This window comes from Chelatococcus caeni, assembly GCF_014196925.1.
In the GTDB taxonomy this organism is placed as follows: Bacteria; Pseudomonadota; Alphaproteobacteria; order Rhizobiales; family Beijerinckiaceae; genus Chelatococcus_A; species Chelatococcus_A caeni.
On sequence record NZ_JACIEN010000003.1, the window covers coordinates 20,648 to 36,730 of the forward strand.

General features: G+C 65.2%; 19 protein-coding genes. 5 read left to right on the forward strand and 14 right to left on the reverse strand.

Annotated elements, in window-relative coordinates; translation table 11 throughout:
- Nucleotides 1-6 precede the first annotated feature (6 nt).
- From GGR16_RS12890 to GGR16_RS12950, 14 genes are all read right to left on the reverse strand, one after another.
- Complete coding sequence (locus tag GGR16_RS12890) at nucleotides 7-741, reverse strand: phage adaptor protein (protein WP_019403028.1); 735 nt, start codon at nucleotides 739-741, stop codon at nucleotides 7-9.
- Nucleotides 742-747: 6 nt separating this feature from the next.
- Nucleotides 748-1,161 carry a hypothetical protein gene (locus tag GGR16_RS12895; RefSeq protein ID WP_019403027.1) on the reverse strand — a complete coding sequence of 138 codons (414 nt, stop codon included), beginning with the start codon at nucleotides 1,159-1,161 and terminating at the stop codon, nucleotides 748-750.
- 48 nt (nucleotides 1,162-1,209) lie between these two features.
- Nucleotides 1,210-1,605 carry a hypothetical protein gene (locus GGR16_RS12900; protein ID WP_019403026.1) on the reverse strand — a complete coding sequence of 132 codons (396 nt, stop codon included), beginning with the start codon at nucleotides 1,603-1,605 and terminating at the stop codon, nucleotides 1,210-1,212.
- A 25-nt stretch (nucleotides 1,606-1,630) separates the two neighbouring features.
- Nucleotides 1,631-2,680, reverse strand: a complete 1,050-nt coding sequence (locus GGR16_RS12905; RefSeq protein ID WP_040404846.1) for a phage major capsid protein — start codon at nucleotides 2,678-2,680, stop codon at nucleotides 1,631-1,633.
- A 28-nt stretch (nucleotides 2,681-2,708) separates the two neighbouring features.
- Nucleotides 2,709-3,761, reverse strand: coding sequence for a hypothetical protein (locus GGR16_RS12910; protein ID WP_019403024.1), 1,053 nt, complete (start codon nucleotides 3,759-3,761; stop codon nucleotides 2,709-2,711).
- A 67-nt stretch (nucleotides 3,762-3,828) separates the two neighbouring features.
- Nucleotides 3,829-5,973: a hypothetical protein gene (locus tag GGR16_RS12915; RefSeq protein WP_183316897.1), complete on the reverse strand. Its 2,145-nt coding sequence runs from the start codon at nucleotides 5,971-5,973 to the stop codon at nucleotides 3,829-3,831.
- A gap of 3 nt (nucleotides 5,974-5,976) precedes the next feature.
- On the reverse strand, nucleotides 5,977-7,614 hold the full coding sequence (gene terL / locus GGR16_RS12920) for a phage terminase large subunit (protein WP_183316898.1): 1,638 nt from the start codon (nucleotides 7,612-7,614) through the stop codon (nucleotides 5,977-5,979).
- Nucleotides 7,611-7,907, reverse strand: a complete 297-nt coding sequence (locus tag GGR16_RS12925; RefSeq protein WP_183316899.1) for a hypothetical protein — start codon at nucleotides 7,905-7,907, stop codon at nucleotides 7,611-7,613. Before GGR16_RS12925 ends, terL begins: the two co-directional genes overlap by 4 nt.
- 5 nt (nucleotides 7,908-7,912) lie before the next feature.
- Nucleotides 7,913-9,379: a hypothetical protein gene (locus tag GGR16_RS12930; RefSeq protein ID WP_183316900.1), complete on the reverse strand. Its 1,467-nt coding sequence runs from the start codon at nucleotides 9,377-9,379 to the stop codon at nucleotides 7,913-7,915.
- A gap of 1 nt (nucleotide 9,380) precedes the next feature.
- Nucleotides 9,381-10,856 (reverse strand): phage tail protein, encoded by a 1,476-nt coding sequence (locus tag GGR16_RS12935; protein WP_019403020.1) that lies wholly within the window; start codon nucleotides 10,854-10,856, stop codon nucleotides 9,381-9,383.
- Between the two features lie 106 nt (nucleotides 10,857-10,962).
- The gene (locus tag GGR16_RS26420) at nucleotides 10,963-11,094 is read right to left on the reverse strand and encodes a hypothetical protein (RefSeq protein ID WP_019403019.1); all 132 of its coding nucleotides are present in this window, start codon (nucleotides 11,092-11,094) and stop codon (nucleotides 10,963-10,965) included.
- Between the two features lie 113 nt (nucleotides 11,095-11,207).
- Nucleotides 11,208-11,378: a hypothetical protein gene (locus GGR16_RS12940; RefSeq protein ID WP_156332649.1), complete on the reverse strand. Its 171-nt coding sequence runs from the start codon at nucleotides 11,376-11,378 to the stop codon at nucleotides 11,208-11,210.
- A 53-nt stretch (nucleotides 11,379-11,431) separates the two neighbouring features.
- Nucleotides 11,432-11,758, reverse strand: coding sequence for a hypothetical protein (locus tag GGR16_RS12945; protein WP_019403017.1), 327 nt, complete (start codon nucleotides 11,756-11,758; stop codon nucleotides 11,432-11,434).
- Nucleotides 11,759-12,050: 292 nt separating this feature from the next.
- Nucleotides 12,051-12,521, reverse strand: a complete 471-nt coding sequence (locus GGR16_RS12950; protein WP_157672256.1) for a terminase small subunit — start codon at nucleotides 12,519-12,521, stop codon at nucleotides 12,051-12,053.
- Nucleotides 12,522-12,732: 211 nt separating this feature from the next.
- Between GGR16_RS12950 and GGR16_RS12955 the strand changes: the two genes are divergently transcribed.
- From GGR16_RS12955 to GGR16_RS12975, 5 genes are all read left to right on the forward strand, one after another.
- On the forward strand, nucleotides 12,733-13,590 hold the full coding sequence (locus GGR16_RS12955) for a DUF932 domain-containing protein (protein ID WP_183316901.1): 858 nt from the start codon (nucleotides 12,733-12,735) through the stop codon (nucleotides 13,588-13,590).
- Between the two features lie 84 nt (nucleotides 13,591-13,674).
- Nucleotides 13,675-14,007 carry a hypothetical protein gene (locus tag GGR16_RS12960; protein WP_183316902.1) on the forward strand — a complete coding sequence of 111 codons (333 nt, stop codon included), beginning with the start codon at nucleotides 13,675-13,677 and terminating at the stop codon, nucleotides 14,005-14,007.
- A 68-nt stretch (nucleotides 14,008-14,075) separates the two neighbouring features.
- The gene (locus GGR16_RS12965; protein WP_183316903.1) at nucleotides 14,076-14,276 is read left to right on the forward strand and encodes a hypothetical protein; all 201 of its coding nucleotides are present in this window, start codon (nucleotides 14,076-14,078) and stop codon (nucleotides 14,274-14,276) included.
- Between the two features lie 240 nt (nucleotides 14,277-14,516).
- On the forward strand, nucleotides 14,517-14,888 hold the full coding sequence (locus tag GGR16_RS12970) for a hypothetical protein (protein WP_183316904.1): 372 nt from the start codon (nucleotides 14,517-14,519) through the stop codon (nucleotides 14,886-14,888).
- Between the two features lie 455 nt (nucleotides 14,889-15,343).
- Complete coding sequence (locus GGR16_RS12975) at nucleotides 15,344-15,856, forward strand: hypothetical protein (RefSeq protein ID WP_183316905.1); 513 nt, start codon at nucleotides 15,344-15,346, stop codon at nucleotides 15,854-15,856.
- Nucleotides 15,857-16,083: the final 227 nt, after the last annotated feature.

The window sequence follows — 16,083 nt, forward strand, 5'->3', positions numbered from 1 at the left end:
GGCACCTCACGTGCCGTGGCCCGAGCCGCCACCGCCGACAATGACGATTGCCCGGTTGGTGATGTTCGGCCACCCGCTGCCGGCGCCGCTGCCACGGCCCATGGCGTAGGTGCGCTGCTCGCTCTTGGAGTCCGCCTTGAGGGCCTCGAAGAGGTCTCGCGCGGCGGCGAGCTTCGCCTCGGCGTCCTTGTCCTCCTGCCGCATGAGCATCTCGGCCGCCGCGAAGAGGACGATAAGGTCGTCGTCGAGATCGGCGCGGTCGCTATCCTTGACGAGGGGCCGCAGGTTGCGCTTGCCCCACATCTGGATCCGCTGGTGATTGCTGGCCGGGACTGGCCACACCTCCATCTGCGGGATGCCAAACTCGGAATCGTAAACGTCCCACCGGCGGACGGGGTCGACGCGCTGGCCCTTCTCGCTGTTGAGGATGAGGTATTGCGCCGGCCCGATACCGCGGATCAGCGGCATGGGCTGCTCGTTCCACCAGACGACGATCTCCTGGATCTTGTCGTAGGAGAGCCCCTCGGGGAAATCGTAGTAGCGCTGGCCCTGCTGGAGCTGGATCGTGGGCTTGACCATGAGGAACGGCCAGTCCCACTTTGCGTAGAGCGTGTTCTGCGTGCGCCGGATGATGCGCTTGAGCGCCGGCACGTCGTCGTTGCCGACCGACATGTCCGTCGATCGGCCGATCTCCTCGCGGAGAAACCCGACGAGTTCAATGAGCTGCGTGCCGCGCGGCATCGGGCGTTACCCGAGCATATCCTCGGCCGCGGGCTCCGCCGGCTCGGACGCCTGCTTGGCGCGGGTCCGCTTCGGCTTCACCTCGGCCGCCGCCGGTCCCTCGGCCTCGACGGCCGGGGCGGGCTCGTAGCCGGGCACGAACTCGGGCAGCGGCACATGGGCCGGCCCGAAAACCTGCTGCATGAGCGCGACCTTCCGGCCGGTCTCCCGACCGCGGGCGTAGAGGTCGCGGAGACGAGCCCGCTCGGCGCCGCCGTGGACCTGCTTCTCGCCCGACGCCTTGAGCACATGCACGCGGCCCGGCCCGTGGAGCGCCTGAAGGAACATGACCTCCGAGGCGGGCACATCCTTCTTGAGCACCTCCGTGAAGACGATGCCGTCGTTTTCGGAGAAGCGGATCTTGATGTCGTAGAGCTGCATCTGAACCTCGTGAAGAAGGGAACGGCGGCCCGTAGGCCGCCGTCTGCATCAGACGAGCGGAGGCTCGTTGGCCTGGAGGGCCGCGATGATCTGGTTGACCTTGTTCGCCACATCCTCGGCGGTGGCCGCGGACGGGTCGGCGATCGGCGTCAGCGTCGCCACGCCGCCGTTGGCGTGGAAGACTTCGAGCTGGACCTGTGTGTTGGCCGGGATCGACGTCTCACCCTTGTAGGTGACGGTGATGCTGGCACCGAACGCGATGTCGATGCCGTCATCCGCCGCGTCGAAGTAGGCCATCAGGCCACGGGCGAAGATCCTGCCCTTGTCGGCGACATAGTCGGCGGCGGCCTTGCCGGACGGATACGGGAACGTAAGCGTCCCGTTGGTCGCGACCGGCGCCGAGGTCGTCACCGAGAGGAGGTCGGAGAAAAGTGCGGTATCCATGTTTTCGCAACTCCCAACAATCCGGTCACGCGAACGCGTAGACGCCGGAGCTGTTGCGCTGGTCGCACACGAGCCCGCCGACCCACGTAACGGCCCGGTAGTAGACGTACTTCTCGGGCGGACGAGCCGGGTTGTGGCGCTTCATGTTCTCGCCCTGCACGACCAGCGGCCGGATGTGCTTGCTGTCGAGCAGGTAGAGGCGCTTCGAGTAACCCAGGTCGTCGAGCGTCGGATCGTAGTGGATCTCGATGCCGTTGAAGTAGATCCCGCCGGTGCCGAGATCCTTGTTGCCGCGGAAGCCATCCATCGAGAAGTAGCCGCCGAGGCGCATCTCGTCCTTGAACCGCTGGAGCATGTCCGAGCCGGCGAAGGCACGGTCAGGCCGCGCGCGGTATTTGGAGAGCTGGACGATCTCGTTGTCCATGTACCGGAGGAGACGCTGCTCCTTCGGGTCGGTGCCGAGATCGATGGCCAGGTTGGCCCGGTTGCGCCACCACCAGTTTTCCGGGGCGCCCTGGTCAATGCCGCCGACCACGAGGGGTGCGGTCGGATCGTCGACGATGAACGAGCGCAGGCCGGGCACCAGCTCGGGGTCGAGCGTGCCGTCGCCCCAAAACATCTCGTTCATGTCGTTCTTCATCGACTCCCGCATCGTCATGACCTTGTTCTCCAGCAGGTTGACGAGCTGGAGCTTGTCGGCCCGGCTGTGGACGGAATCGCCCTGCCCGGTCGTGGTGTCGACGATGCTGATGCCGTTGCGGATGAGTTCGTCCGCGGTGAAGCTGATGCCGGCGTGAATCCTCTTGTACGGATACGACGCGACCTTCACGTAGGCCGGGTTGTCGTAGCCGACCGTCTGGTCGCCGGACCAGCCCTCGATAATGGGCGGAAAGTCGCCCTGCACGCGGACCTGGAGGAACTCTTTCGAGCCGGGGAACGTCTTCTGCTTGGCCATCAGCCAGTCGTACAGAGGACGCTCGTGGATGCTCTGGACATGGACATTCGGAGTGTCCATGAACCAATCGAGCGTGGTGTTAACCAGGTTCTCCCACACCTGGAGAGGGAACGTTGCCATCGCTTGCGTGTGCCTTCACCGAAGGCGCTCAACCGATCCCTTGCCCGAGAACCAAATCGACGGCTTCCTCAAAGGACTTGGGCTTCGGCGCTGCGCCACTCGAAGCCTGGCCAGTCACGTGCTTGATCTCTCGCCTCGGAGGGGCGAACCTCTTGAGTTCTTCCTCGACCTGCTTCTTCACCCTTTCCAGGCGGGAAACAGCGTCTTGGGGCGAACCCGGCGGCCCGTTCCGATAAAGGTCGAGTTCGATCAGCTCGCGCACGCGGCCCTGCTTCAACCCATAGTCAGGGTCGGTCTTGGACCAGTTGGCTTCCCACGCCTTCGCAGCACCCGTGATCGCTTCCGTCAGCCTCTCGGTCTGGTGCGCCTGATTCTGGCGGACTACCGCTTCGGTCGAGCGTGCAGCCCTCTCAGTCGCAATCCGCTCCCGTGCCCTGGTGCGCGCCAGCTCCGCGGCGTGCTCCTCGGTAAGGAGGCCCTGCTGCACCTGCTGCTGGAGATCCTGCGGGATGACGAACCCGAGGTTCTGCTGCAAGTGCTGGACGATCGGGACCAGTGCTCCGAGCGCCTTCTCCGGGTCGTTGCGAATGAGGTTCGCAATACCCATCGCGAGATTGACGTCGTTCTGGTCGAGACCCGTGGTCTCCATATACGCGGAGAGCTTCTGCCCGATCTCGGCGTGCGGCTTGAGGGTTTCCACCTCTTGGCCGAGCGCCTCGACGTTCTGAACAAGCCCGCGAATACGCCTGCGCGTCTTCGAGTGATACTTGGCGAGTTCTTCCTCGGTCACAGGCCCAAGGTCTGCACCGTCGTCCTCGTCGTCGGATGGCTGCGCGCCTTCCTTCGCTTCGGCCGCCGGCTCGGCCTCGGGTTCCGAGCCCTCACCACCTTCCGGGGTGGACGACTTCCCGGTCCCCAGGACGCCCTCAAGAACATCCAGAAGGGACTTACCGTCCTCGGCTGCTGCGGTCGGCGAACCCGCGTCGTTTCCGCCTTCACCAGACACCGGCGCCGTGGCCGGCTCCTCGGCCGGCGACGAACCCGGCATACGGTCGAAATCTTCCGGCGACGAACCCGGCATACGGTCACTCCTTGCGAGAGTTGCGCGTTTTGCGCTCTTTGCTTTTTCGCAAAACTAGCAGCTCAGGTCAAGCCGCATTTTGCATTGGTGCAAGCCCGGAGGCCGGCGCCGGGTAGGCCGGCTGCGGTCCCGGCTCGTTCTGCGGCGGCCTTCTCGCGTTCTGCGCGCCCTGGTCGCCCTGCGCGTTCGGGTCGTTTGCGGGGTCGCCGGTGCCCGGCTGCGCCTGCTTTCCGGCCATCGCGTTGAGCGCCATGATGGACGGCAGGCCCTCGATGTACAGCTCGTCGAGATCGATATCGAGCAGCTCGGACAGCTTGCGCGCGATCGGCTTCGGCCCGATGCCAGGAATCTGGATGAGGAGCGGCGTCGCACGTTCCCACTTCGCCAGCTCGGCGGCCTGGTTCGGCCGACCGGAAGAGCCTGCCTGGATGTCGAGGAAGAGGTCTTGCACGACCTGCTCGCGCGTGAGCATCTGCTCCGGCCACACGGCCCCCGGCCCCACGATCTCGACGACCTTCTCCTTGCTCATCTCCAAGAGCATGAGCTGCCCGAGGCCGCGGGAAAGCTGCGTCAGCATATCGTCGAGGTCGTCGACGTAGTCGGCAATGGTCGCCGTCCTGCTCTGCTCGGCGATCGACGACTGCGTCGCGGTGACGTCCCGCTGCGTAGCTCCGAAATTCGCCTCCTGCGAGCCGACGACGCGCAGGATGTCGGAGAAGACGCCTTCGACCTCGTATTGGCTCGGGTCGATGCTCACCAACGGAATGCGCTGGATGTAATTCTCGACCTTGTCGTTGATGCCGAGACCCTTGAGCGCCAGGATGGCGCTCGACGGATGGTTCTCCAGCTTCTGGAGATCCGTCTCCTCGAACTTGCCCTTGGCCACCGCATATTTCGGCCGGTTCGCCTGCCGATGCTCGCGGAGCCCCTGCCGCGCCCGGTTGTATTCCTGCTGCGGATGGCGCATCAGCCACACGTCGGACGGCGGATAGAGCTTCTTCGAGTTCTCGACCTGGTTGAACACCAACGGGAACACGGTGAAGAAGCGGTCGATCTTCACATCCGGCGGTGCCGGCGCCTTGAGCCAGTTCGGATAGCCGTCGCAGATGGTGAAAACGGTTTGCGTCCGGCTGTCCTGCACCTCCCACACCTTCGCCACGCCTCGGCAGTCCTTGCCGGCGGTGGAGTCGATGTTGATGCCGTTCCCGGCGGGGTCATACGAGGTGTACGCCGTGCCGACGTCGATGCCGTAGGTCTCCTTGATCTCCTCCGGCGTCATCTCGAACTCGTGCGCCAGCCACCGGGCGCCGGCAAGCGTGCGCAGGTTCCGGCACTTCGGGTCGATGATGATCTCTTTCGAGCGGGGGAAGTCGAAGACCGGCCCCTCCCGCACAATAAGGTCGGGTTCCTGCTGGAGTGCCTGGAGCATGGTCTCGAGTTCACCGAGTCGCGCGGAATCGGCCTCGAGCTTGCCCTCCGCGGCATCCTGCATGGCGGCCTGGATGGCGGCCATCTCGTCGGTGACGTCCTGGATTTTGCCGATGACGTCCGGCCGCTTCTGGAGGATACGCTGGAACCCGAGCTTCACGTAGCCGACGCCGGTCGTCTTCGCGCGCCGGACGAGCTGCTTGAACTCCTCCTTGTAGCCGTGCGTCTGCTCGTTGAAGAAGTACATGGAGAGGATCTCCATGGTCTTCCCCATGCGCTCGACCATCTGGTTGTACTGCTTCGCCTGCTGCACTTCCTGAACGAGCGCGATCGCGTTCGGGTCGGGGAGCTGGACCATGCCCGTTGCCGGGTCGACGCCCCCCTGCGCCGCCTGCATCGCGGCGATGAGCGTCTCGGGGTTCCCATCCCACAACTGGAACTGGAGCCTCTTCCGTCGCTTGGCTACGATGGTGGGGTTGCGTGCGTAGAGAGCCGCCACCGCCAGGTTGATGTGGCGGTTCGTCACCGGGACGGTGTAGTTGTTACCGGCGATCCACTCCTGCTCGGCGCCATCGGTCGCGAGCTGCTCGCACTTGTCCATGCGCTCGAAGTCTTTCTCGAAATAGCGCTTGGCGTGCTTGACGCGCTCGATCCACTGTTCGATGAGCGCGAGTTGAGCGGGTGCGGCCTTCTCGGCGTCGTCCGGCACCTTGACCGGGGTCGAGCCGTACTGGCTCCCCTCCTCGGTCTTGTCGAGCCACACGGTTTCGGCGAAATCGTCCATACGCTACCATCCCGCCGTCGCGGCACGGCGTTTCGCCGCGCGCTCGGCCTGTTCAGTTTGCCGCAGCACCCACGCGATGGAGCCGCTCGGGGGCTCGTTGGAGTTGGCGGCCTTGCGGGCCTCGCTCGGCTCGGTCTCCTTGACGCGGCCGAGCCCGATGTGCGCCAGCCAGTCGACAAAATCGTCGTGGGTGGCGTACGGGAACTTGAGGAGCTGCTGCTTGGCCTGCGGCCACCAGCTCGCGAAGGCGGGGAAGTGCACCTTCTTGCGGCGCATGAGGCCCTGGATGGCGCGCGCCCTCTTGCGCTTGTCCTGAGAGACCGTCACCGGGTCGATGGTGCAGTAGACGTTCTCTTCCTCCATGCGCTTGTAGAGGAACGGGCCGAACGACTTCGAAATGAGGTCGCTCTCCATCCACCAGAGCAAAGGCTTGCGCGTCTTGAAGAGGTTGAGGAGCGCCTCGACGGTGTCGTCGGTCTCCATACGCTCCCACACGAGGTCGGGGAGCACCCAGATATCGCCCCTCGAGTCTACGCCGACGCAGCCGAGCACCGTGTAGTCGGCACGCTGCTTCTCGGACACGGCGTGATCGGACGCGCCGAAGACCTCGAGCACGAGCGGCAGCTCGTCCTCGCTGTAATAGGGGACGAGGTCCGCCTCCTTGAAGTAGTCGCCGTCCTCGGGCGCCGGCCTGCCCATGTAGAGGGCGCCGAAGGTGCGCGAGTCGAGGTTCTTCGCCTCGGCGAGCAGGCGCAGATCCTTCATCTCCGGCGCGAGCGCGGCAATCGGTTTCGTGCCGAACATCGACACGATGAGCTTGTCCGACTGCGGCTCCAGCGTCAGGCCGAGCGCGTTGGCCAGCTTGGGGTCGTCGACGACCGCCGGCAGGTTGTAATACCTCCAGTTGTCGGCGATCCCCTTGAAGCGTTTGTTGCGCTCGGGATGGTCCGGGTCGCACAGACGGCCGATGAGGTCGTCCTCGTGCCAGCGGGTGTGCACGACGATGGTGCGAAAGCCCGTCCGGGCGCGCGAGAACGCCACGCTCGTGAACCACTTCCAGACCTTCTCTCGGTAGGTCTCGGACTGCGCGTCATCGTCGTTGCGGATGGGGTCGTCGACGATGAAAAGGTCGGCCGGCTTACCGGTACCGGAGCCGCCAACGCCGACGAACGACAGCTTGCCCCCGCGGTGCGTGATGAGCTGGTCGACGGCCGACTTCATCAGGCCATAGCCGGGAAAGACCTGGCTGTGCACCGGGCTCTCGACGATCGTCTTGACGTCGTTGCCGAAGTCGTTGGCGAAGTCCTGGTTGTAGGCCCCCACCATTACGTTCATGCGGGGGTTCTTGCCGCTCATCCACGCCGGGCCGGCGCGCGTGAGGATCTGCGACTTGCCGAGCTGCGGGCCGATGGACACGGCCGCACGCGGAATCTCACCGGCGTAGACCTTCTCGACGATCTGGCAGAGCATCCGCGCCTGCGGCGTGACGATGTACGCGCTCCGGTCGGCATCCTCGGGATCCTCCGGGTCCGGCATCGTAAGCTGCATGTAACGGAGCAGGTCGTCGCGTCCTTCGCGGATTGCAATCTCGCGGCGCGTCGCCTTGAGGAGCTGCTCCTTGATGCGGAAGTCGTCGCTCATATGCCGAGCCACTCCCGAATTTTGGCCCAGGCCATCGCGCCGAGGCCCCCGGCGGCCAGCGTCACAAGCGCCACACCGCCCACGGCGCGCTGCTCGTAGCGCTCCACGCGCTTCGCCACCGCCTCGGCGCCATCGATGCGCTCCTCGTGCTCGCTGACAGTGCTCTCGACCTTGACGACACGCTCCACCACGTCGCCGATCTTGCCGTCGATGCGCGCAACCGTTTTCTCAACTCCCGACACTTTGGCCGAGAGTTCGCCGATGGCGCGGGAGATTTCGTCGAGCTGGTTCATGTGCCTCACGCCAGACTTTGGATCACCCAGGCCACGCGCCAGGCGGCGCCGTCGTAGACGACGCAAAGCGAGTACCGGGCGATCGAGCCGGAATACGTCACACCCCAAAGCACCGCGCCGCCGGTGCCGTTGCGGAAGTTCACCGTGGCGGTGTCCTCGCCGGAGTTGAGCGTCAGGTGAATAAAGAAAAAGTCGCCTTCCTCAGCGACGCCGGTTTCGAGGTCGAAGTTGTGGGTGTAGGGGAAGCCCCCGAAGCCTTCGAGCGCGCGAATGCGGAGGAACTGGTCGTCGCTTTGAGGACGCAGGAGCGTTGTCCCGCCGGTGATGACGTCAATGTTGCCGACGCCGTCGAGCTTCCCGCCGCCGGAAGGCGGGTCGATCCACGCCGGATTGCCACCTTCGCCGAATGTCGCCAGGACCTGCCCCACGCCGCCCGGCGCGAGCCTCTCCCAACCATGCTCCCCCCGGAAAATGAGATCCCCGTGGGTCGTGCCGATCATGTTCAGCACGTCGGAGACCGACAGATCCTGCGGGGGACCGGAATCGCCCCCGGCAGCACGCGCCTTGATCGTGCCCTCGGCCATGTCGGCGAGCTGCCCGTTGCCAACGGCGCCGAGCGCCAGCTTGCTTGCGGTGACGCTCCCGTTCCCGAGCCTGTCGCTGTCGACAGATTCCATCGCCAGCTTCGCCGTTGTCACGCTGCCATCCGCAAGCCGGTCGCTGTCGACAGCCCCGAGCGCCAGCTTCGCCGTCGTCACACTGCCGTCCGGCAGCGCACCCTCCTGCGCCGCCTCCGCCCATTGCTCCGCGACGACTGCCGATGTGGCCGCCGCCGTTGCCGCGTCCGACGCCTGCACGGCGGCCGTCTGCGCCACTGCCGCAGCGTCCGACGCCGTCGCCGCACTGGCGGCAGCGTTGGTCTCCGAGGTGGCGGCGGCCGATTCCGATGCCGCTGCCGCCGTCGCGCTGTTGCCTGCGTTGCTGGCCGCTGTTGCTGCGGCGGTAGCGGAGCCTCCGGCGGCGCTCGCCGAGCCTGCGGCCGACACGGCCGCCGCTTCGGCCGCGACCTTCGCCGCTTCAGCCCCGACAAGGATCTGCGAAAAGTCCGCCAGGAGGTTCCAATTGCTCGGGTCGAATACCGCCCCCGACACGTGGTCCTTCTTCGCGATGTAGAAGTCGTTGGCGTAGAAGACCGTCGAGCGCGTCGTGTAGGTCGTGTTCGGCTGCCACGGGGCCGGCGGCTCGAACGACAGGCTGATGGACGGGGCGAGCTGGTCGGGGCCGACGCTGCCGGGCGCGAGCTTGCCCTCGGCCGTCGTGAACCCTTGCAGGAACGCAATCACCTGCTCCAGCGAGAACGCGACGTCCTCAAGCTGCGCGTCGAGCCTGTCACCCGGCAACGGGCTCTGCGGGTTCGCGTTCTGGAACCCGAAGAAGCTGTAATCCGGCTCGTAGGGCTGCAGGTACGGCATTCTAGTGCGCCTTCATGATGACGTTGACGATCGCCGCCGGCTGCACGTTCGGGTGCGCCTGGCCGCCGCCCTTGTTCTGGATGGTGGTCGTCACTGTGATGCCGGTGAACGCCGAGCCGCCGGACCCCGTGTAGGGAGGCGTCGAGCCCCCGACGATCCCGTTCGCGACGCCCCAATAGTCGGTGCGAACATCCGAGTGAGAGTGCCCCGGATCGTTCACAACCGAACTCGCCGTGTGATTGTGCACCGGCATCTGCGCTTCGCTCAGCGTGACGTTCTGCGCGCCGCCCGCGGCACCAAGGACCGTCCCGTCGATGCCCGAGCCGGCCGCCGTGATGCGGCCGGCGGTGACGCCGCCCATGTTGTCCCTGCCGACGAGGACACGGCCGCGATAATCCGGCGCCAGCGGGTTGCCGCCGGCCGTCCCGTAGGGCGAGCCGGCGTCGAGCAGCTTCTGGCGCAGGACCGGATACGCGGTGGTGATCTGCTGGCCGTAAGGCGCGATCCAGCCAGCCGGGATCTCGTTTTCGGGCAAGCCGAACGGCCAGATGACGCCGGCTGGAATGAGCTTGTCGAGGATCGCCGCGGACGCAGCGGCGTCGATCTTCGCGGCGTCGATCGCGTCGTTGGCGATTTTGGGCCGCGTCGCCGCGCCGGTGGCCAGCGTCCGCGCCGAGACCGCGTTATCGGCTAGCTTCGCCTCGGTGACGGCGCTGTTGGCAAGTTTGGTTTCGGTGACGGCGCTGTTGGCCAGCTTGACCGCAGTGATGCTGCCGTTGGGGATCGCGACCTCGTTCGCGACGCCTGCCCAATACTTCGCCGAGAACTGGCCGGGCTCGACCGGGCCGTCCGTCTTCTCGGCCCATTCCTGCGCCCGCACGGCGTAGAAGGCCGCCAACTCGATATTGTCGGGGACGTCGATGACCGCCTGGATGTTATCGGCCACCGTCTGAACAGCGGCGATGTTCCCGGCCACCGTCGCCACATCAGGCGAGGTCGCCCAATATTTCGCCGAGAACTGGCCGGGCTCGACCGGGCCGTCCGTCTTCTCGGCCCATTCCTGCGCTTTATCCGCCCAGGCCTGCGCCTCGGCGGTCGCGACGGTGAAGTCGGCGATGAGGTTCCACTGCGCCGGGTCGAACACCTCACCCGAGGTGTGGGTGGCGCGCGCCTCGTAGAACTTGCTGTCGTAGAAGACCGTGTCGAAGTCGGTGTAGACCGTGTTCGGCTCCCACGGCGAAGGCGCGTTGAAGCCGAGCGTGATGTCCTCGCGGAGCTGCTCGCGGCCGACCGTGCGATTGGCCAGCAAGCCGTCGTCGCGCTGGATGAGCCCCAGGTTCGTGATGATCTCGTCAGTCGTGAGCTTGAGCGCGTTGAACTGCGCGTCGAGCTGCTGGCCCGGCTGTTGCTTCGTCGGACTGAGCGTCGAGAAATTCGTGAAGCTGAACGAGGGGAAGTATTTTTGCGGCTGCGGCATCCTGGCCCTCATCCACGACAGCAGTCGTGAAGCCATTCGGATGCCGCTGGCGAGGCGGCCTTACAGCCCGGAACGGGCCGAAACTATCACGTTGCGAGTTGCAAAATCAAGAGGTGCGCAGTAGCCGCGCCGCAAGCCAGAAACCGGCGCCTCCCAGGAGGCCGATGCCGAAGACTTTGAGCGCCTCAATGGCGATTTGGACCAGTCCGGCGAGCAGGATTGCGTAAGGCTCGGCCATCGCAAAACCTCTTGTGGAGGAGGCCACCCGCCCTATTCCCCGCCTGACTGAGCGGGTGGCCTCAATGCCCGGCGGCGCAAAGTCCTGAAACGCTGCCGGGGCGTTCGATTAGTTCACATCGTGTTGCGAGTTGCGCGTTTTGTCAATCCGGTGCCGTAGTAGAGGCCCTCGGGATCTTTCAAGAGGTCGCGAATGTGCCGGGGGAGCGCGTCGTATTTCGCCATGATGTCCTGCTTGACTCTGGCGAACCGCTCCGCGTCGACCAACCGGGCGGTGAGCGTCACGAAGCCTTCCGGCGGCTCCGGCGGCCGAGGCGGGAGGCGGCGAAGCCGGCGCATCAGAGGTTCGCCTCGATGTAGTCGGCGATCTCGGGGAAGGAAGCGCCGGCATCGTTCAGTTTGATGAGTGTGGATGCGGTGCCGGAGCTGAGGCCGCCCCCACCGAGCATGTCGAGGGCAGGGAAGCCGATGAAGTGGCTGTGCCCATGAGCGTAGACGGGTTCTCCCCCATCCTCCGCCGGAATCCACCTCTCCGGTTCGACCAGGTCGCAGAGCACGCCGAGGCAGCAAAACTGGTCGTCGTGCGTGCGCAGTCGGTATTTGCCCTGCTTGTAGCGGCCGGAGCGGAGCGCTTCGAGCCAACGGGCTTTGATTTCGGCGTCCATGGGTGGGGATCCTCGGGGGTGGGGAACGGGGAGGTGCGGCCCTCGGGGTGGCTTTCGGAATGGGGAGCTGATATCCGGGCCGCTAGCCCCGAGCGGCGCAACCCATCCACCGCACCATGACGCAAATGCTGTAGGGAGTTGCGCAATTTGTCAAGCGCAGTTCGCGCCGCGTGATTTTTACCCACCTGCAATTTAGTCGAAAAGCCCTGCGCATTTCGGAGTCCGCGCGCCGGCCCCCGCCCGGGGGGTGAAGGGCACTCCCAGGCGCGTTGCCGCCTGTCATAGGCTCGAACTACCTAAGCATATCAATGACTTGATCGTCATCCGTTGGCGAAACTGGCACGCTAACCCCTTCCAGCACTGGCGTCGCGCGCTCCGCTAGCTCGCGCGCCAGCCTCTCGGCACGTTCGCGAAGCTCGGCCGTGGATGCCTCATGCAACGGCTTGTCGTCGCTGTTTGTGGGCTTTGTGGCGGCCGGCGCGATGAATCCGGCCCGGTCGAGCACGGTTTTCGCAGCGGCTACCTTGTCGCGGTGCTGCGCCTTAGGGCTTTCGAGGATATCGACGAGCACCTTGAGCGCCAACGGCGCGGCCACGGCTAGGCGCCGCTGCATCTCCTGGCGCAGCGCAATTTGCACGACTGGAGATTGCAGATTCCGCCATCCTTCTTGCTGGTGGCTGGAATACCCTGCCATTTTGGCAGCAGCTTGCGGCGTGTCCCCAGCGCCCACACGCTCGACAAAGATTCGCTGCTTCTCTGTCAATTGCATTTTCGCAATGCTGCGCACAAGATCGCCCCATTTTGCTTGCGTTTGCGCAAGGATATAGCAGCTCTAGCCGATTGTCGCAACATGCGAAAGACGACAAACGCGCAAAACACGCAAAAAGCGATTGACTCATGTCGCGAGTCGCACATATCGTAATTTTGCAGAACGCAACAAGCGCTCCGCACTCAACCCGCCAAGGAGTCCGATCATGACTGTCTATGCCCAAACCGCCCGCTTCGATACCGGCCGCGCTCTCACGGAAGACGAGCTTTTCCGGCTCGCGCCTTCCATCTTCGCGACCACGGCGCACGAAAGCCGCTCTGAGCGCTTCAAGCCGATTCCCACCATCGAAGTGCTGCGCGGGCTCGCTAAGGAAGGTTTCTTGCCTGTCGGCGCCAAGCAATCGCGCTCGCGTGACGTATCAAAGCGCGATTTCACCAAGCACCTTATCCGCCTGCGCCGGATGGATGACGGCCGGCGCTATCAGGTCGGCGACACGGTTTGCGAAATCTTGCTCAAGAACGCGAACGACGGAACGTCGGCATACGACCTGATGGCCGGCCTCTTCCGCATTCGCTGCCTGAACAGCCTTGTTGCTCAGACGAGCACGATTGACAGCGTGAAGGTTCGCCACTCGGGCGACGTCACGTCCAAGGTTATCGAGGGCACCTATCGCGTGCTTGGCGAGGCCGAAAAGACGTTGGAAGCGCCCATAGAGTGGTCGCAGCTCCAGCTCTCCCCGCCGGAACGTCAAGCCTTTGCCGAGGCCGCGCACGTCCTGCGCTTCGCCGATGCCGAGGGCGAGATCAGAACGCCTATTCAGCCCGAAAAGCTCTTGCTGCCGCGCCGCTATGACGACGCGAACAAGAGCGATCTTTGGATGACCTTCAACGTCGTGCAAGAAAACGTCATCCGTGGCGGACTGCGCGGCATCGCGCGCGACGCCAACAATCGCCCTCGCCGCGTCTCGACGCGCGCCGTCAACGGCATTGACCAGGATGTGAAGCTCAACAAGGCGCTGTGGGTGCTCGCTGAGCGCATGGCGGAGCTTCGCAAGGCCGCCTGAGCGAGCGCCGGGGCGGGCTTTGGCTCGCCCCAACCTGCGCGAGTTGCGCAAATACCGCCTCCCCAACCCCGACAGGAGTCCGCAATGCCCGCCACGCTCTACCCCTCCCAGGCCGCAGCCGAGGCCGTCGCGCTCACGTTCGAGCGCGAGGACGCCGCGCGCTGGTACGTGCCCGCCAAGCCCAAGCGCTGTCGCAAATGGCGCATTGCCTTGTTGTGCCGCACGTCCGGCCGCTTCTTCGGCTGGCACGGGCCGAAAGCGACGCTCGCGCCTGTCGCGTCCGTTCCTGCCTATGCCGTCATCATCCGCGCCATTCACATGCGCGGACCTGAGCAAGCCGAGGCTCTTGAAGAGCTGAATCGGCGCGGCCTCTGGCTGTCGGAAGACCAAAAGCGCGCGGCCGGTCTCATCCCGTGACGCCAGCCAATGCCGGCGCGTGCCGCCGGCATGAGCGGGCGCCATTGCCCGACACCAGGAGAACCGCCATGCCGAAATTCAAAGTGCAACTGCAACAGTATGTCGAGCAAGTCGCCGAGATCGAAGTTGAGGCGCCCGACCACGAGGAGGCGCGCCGCCTCGCGTTGTTGCGGGCCGAGTCGGCCGAGTGGCAACCGGGCGACGACGCATACTCGGCCGACGCTTACAGCGTCCTCGACGAGCACGGCCGCCTCGTGTGGGAGCGCTGAAATGCTTCCTCCTCCCATGACAAAGGAAAGCGCCGACTACTGGCTCCAATGGCTTCCCGCCAGCGGACATCCGGGCGGGTGGCGTGTGGTTCGCCAGTTTTATCCGCCGTTCCACAACCCGCCGCCGGGCGAACCTAGATTCCAGGAAGCTTGTGGGCCGAAAGGCCGCCTACGCCTCTTCCGGTCCCGCGAAGCCGCGCAACGGGCCGCTGACAAGCTCAACGCCAAGGAGGGCCGGCGATGAGCAAGCACGAGACCATCAGTCATTGTCTCGAGAAGCTCGGCTTTGGGCATCGGCGCGACGACCGCACCGCGAACGATGGCCGGCGCGTGCTCTTCTCGCTCGCCTCCGGCGAAGAGATTGGGCGCCTCGACGTCTTCGAAGCTATCGACTTCCTGGCCGTCCTCGAAAACAACCGCCACGTCGGCCCGCGTCAGCTCCGCTGGCTCGCGCGCATGGCGTCGGCAGGGCATGCCGAGGCGAGCGAACCTTACGACGTCCAAACCTGCGGGCGCCTCGTCGCCAAGGGACTCGCCCGCCGCTGTCAGCCCCGGCGCTTCTGCATCACCAACGCGGGCCGCGCCATCCTGCAAGGGAGCGCCAGGGCATGAACGAATATCAGTTCGGCGCCCTCATCGCCGCCTCGCCCATGCTGGCGCTATCCGTCGTGCTGGCAATCGGCTTCTTCGCTCAATGGATGGGATGGCTCGAATGATCGCCCTGCTCGCATCCGCCCTGCGCGCCGCTGCCGGTGCCGCCATCCTGGCCGTCTGGATATCGGCCGCCTTCATGTGAAGCCCCGCCCGCGGGGTTTCACCTCCTGCCTTGACAAGAATCGCGTTCGCCGCCATCCTTCCCGCATGGGCCTCAGAAACCCATATGTGCTGTGGCGGACCCGCTTCCCCGAGAGTGCGTTCTGCCGATAGAGTCCAGGGTCTCCATGCGCATGTCCAAGGCGCAAGCCCAAAGGCATGGAGGCACGACCACAGCCGTGTTTCTGAGCCCTGGGCGCCGACCGCATCAGAAACGGCCGGCGCTCCGCGCAACATCGCTGTGGAGCACCACCATGCAAGATCTCATCTCAGTTTCCGACCTGCACGTCATCAACGACGAGCCGCGTGTGCTCGACCTGCGCCTTGCTGAGGCGCTAGGTTTTGAGCGCCCGCGCAAGATCCGAGAAATCATCGAGCGCAATCGGCATGAGCTTGAGTCATTCGGCACCCTTGCGCCCCGCCGCAGGGCGCAACTCCGCGCCAACGGCGCCCGTCACCTCGTGACCGAATATCACCTCAACGAGCCCCAGGCGCTTATCGTTTGCATGTTCAGCCGCACCGCACGCGCCGCCGATGTCCGCCGCCTCCTTGTTGAGGTTTTCATGGCCTGGCGTCAGGGCAAGACGGTCCCTGTCAAAGCGCACCACCGCCGGCCGCCCGCGAGAAGGTGGGTCGACACAGAACTCTTCTGCGGATGGCGCGGAAACGGCATGTGTCACATCGAAATGGAAGTCCCCGATTGGTTCGCCGAACAAGTTCTGGATCTCTACCATCGGGCACCGGGACAAATCGCACGGAATTGCTGAACGCAAAGGAGCCCTCTTCGGAGGGCTCTCCTACCTCCCCGCGGAGGCCTTGTATCTGTCAATCATCCGATCGGCCTCCGCCCTGTCGGGGGCCTTGCCTAGATAACGCCATCCCTTTGCCAGTAGGCAATCAGAGACCGAAGGCGCCTCCGGCACACTCATCGCCCCGATGAGGTTCGCAGTCGCGGCGTTCACGTTCGTACCGCTATACGGCACGAACGGCGCCC

Excerpts from the sequence above, each read along its gene's own strand:
- GGR16_RS12890 (WP_019403028.1), bottom strand. The coding sequence starts at position 741 with ATGCCGCGCGGCACGCAGCTCATTGAACTCGTCGGGTTTCTCCGCGAG.
- GGR16_RS12900 (WP_019403026.1), bottom strand. The coding sequence starts at position 1,605 with ATGGATACCGCACTTTTCTCCGACCTCCTCTCGGTGACGACCTCGGCG.
- GGR16_RS12955 (WP_183316901.1), top strand. The coding sequence starts at position 12,733 with ATGACTGTCTATGCCCAAACCGCCCGCTTCGATACCGGCCGCGCTCTC.
- GGR16_RS12935 (WP_019403020.1), bottom strand. The coding sequence starts at position 10,856 with ATGCCGCAGCCGCAAAAATACTTCCCCTCGTTCAGCTTCACGAATTTC.
- GGR16_RS12925 (WP_183316899.1), bottom strand. The coding sequence starts at position 7,907 with ATGAACCAGCTCGACGAAATCTCCCGCGCCATCGGCGAACTCTCGGCC.
- GGR16_RS12970 (WP_183316904.1), top strand. The coding sequence starts at position 14,517 with ATGAGCAAGCACGAGACCATCAGTCATTGTCTCGAGAAGCTCGGCTTT.
- GGR16_RS12960 (WP_183316902.1), top strand. The coding sequence starts at position 13,675 with ATGCCCGCCACGCTCTACCCCTCCCAGGCCGCAGCCGAGGCCGTCGCG.
- GGR16_RS12965 (WP_183316903.1), top strand. The coding sequence starts at position 14,076 with ATGCCGAAATTCAAAGTGCAACTGCAACAGTATGTCGAGCAAGTCGCC.
- GGR16_RS12930 (WP_183316900.1), bottom strand. The coding sequence starts at position 9,379 with ATGCCGTACCTGCAGCCCTACGAGCCGGATTACAGCTTCTTCGGGTTC.
- GGR16_RS12975 (WP_183316905.1), top strand. The coding sequence starts at position 15,344 with ATGCAAGATCTCATCTCAGTTTCCGACCTGCACGTCATCAACGACGAG.
- GGR16_RS26420 (WP_019403019.1), bottom strand. The coding sequence starts at position 11,094 with ATGGCCGAGCCTTACGCAATCCTGCTCGCCGGACTGGTCCAAATCGCC.
- terL (WP_183316898.1), bottom strand. The coding sequence starts at position 7,614 with ATGAGCGACGACTTCCGCATCAAGGAGCAGCTCCTCAAGGCGACGCGC.
- GGR16_RS12910 (WP_019403024.1), bottom strand. The coding sequence starts at position 3,761 with ATGCCGGGTTCGTCGCCGGAAGATTTCGACCGTATGCCGGGTTCGTCG.
- GGR16_RS12905 (WP_040404846.1), bottom strand. The coding sequence starts at position 2,680 with ATGGCAACGTTCCCTCTCCAGGTGTGGGAGAACCTGGTTAACACCACG.
- GGR16_RS12915 (WP_183316897.1), bottom strand. The coding sequence starts at position 5,973 with ATGGACGATTTCGCCGAAACCGTGTGGCTCGACAAGACCGAGGAGGGG.
- GGR16_RS12895 (WP_019403027.1), bottom strand. The coding sequence starts at position 1,161 with ATGCAGCTCTACGACATCAAGATCCGCTTCTCCGAAAACGACGGCATC.
- GGR16_RS12945 (WP_019403017.1), bottom strand. The coding sequence starts at position 11,758 with ATGGACGCCGAAATCAAAGCCCGTTGGCTCGAAGCGCTCCGCTCCGGC.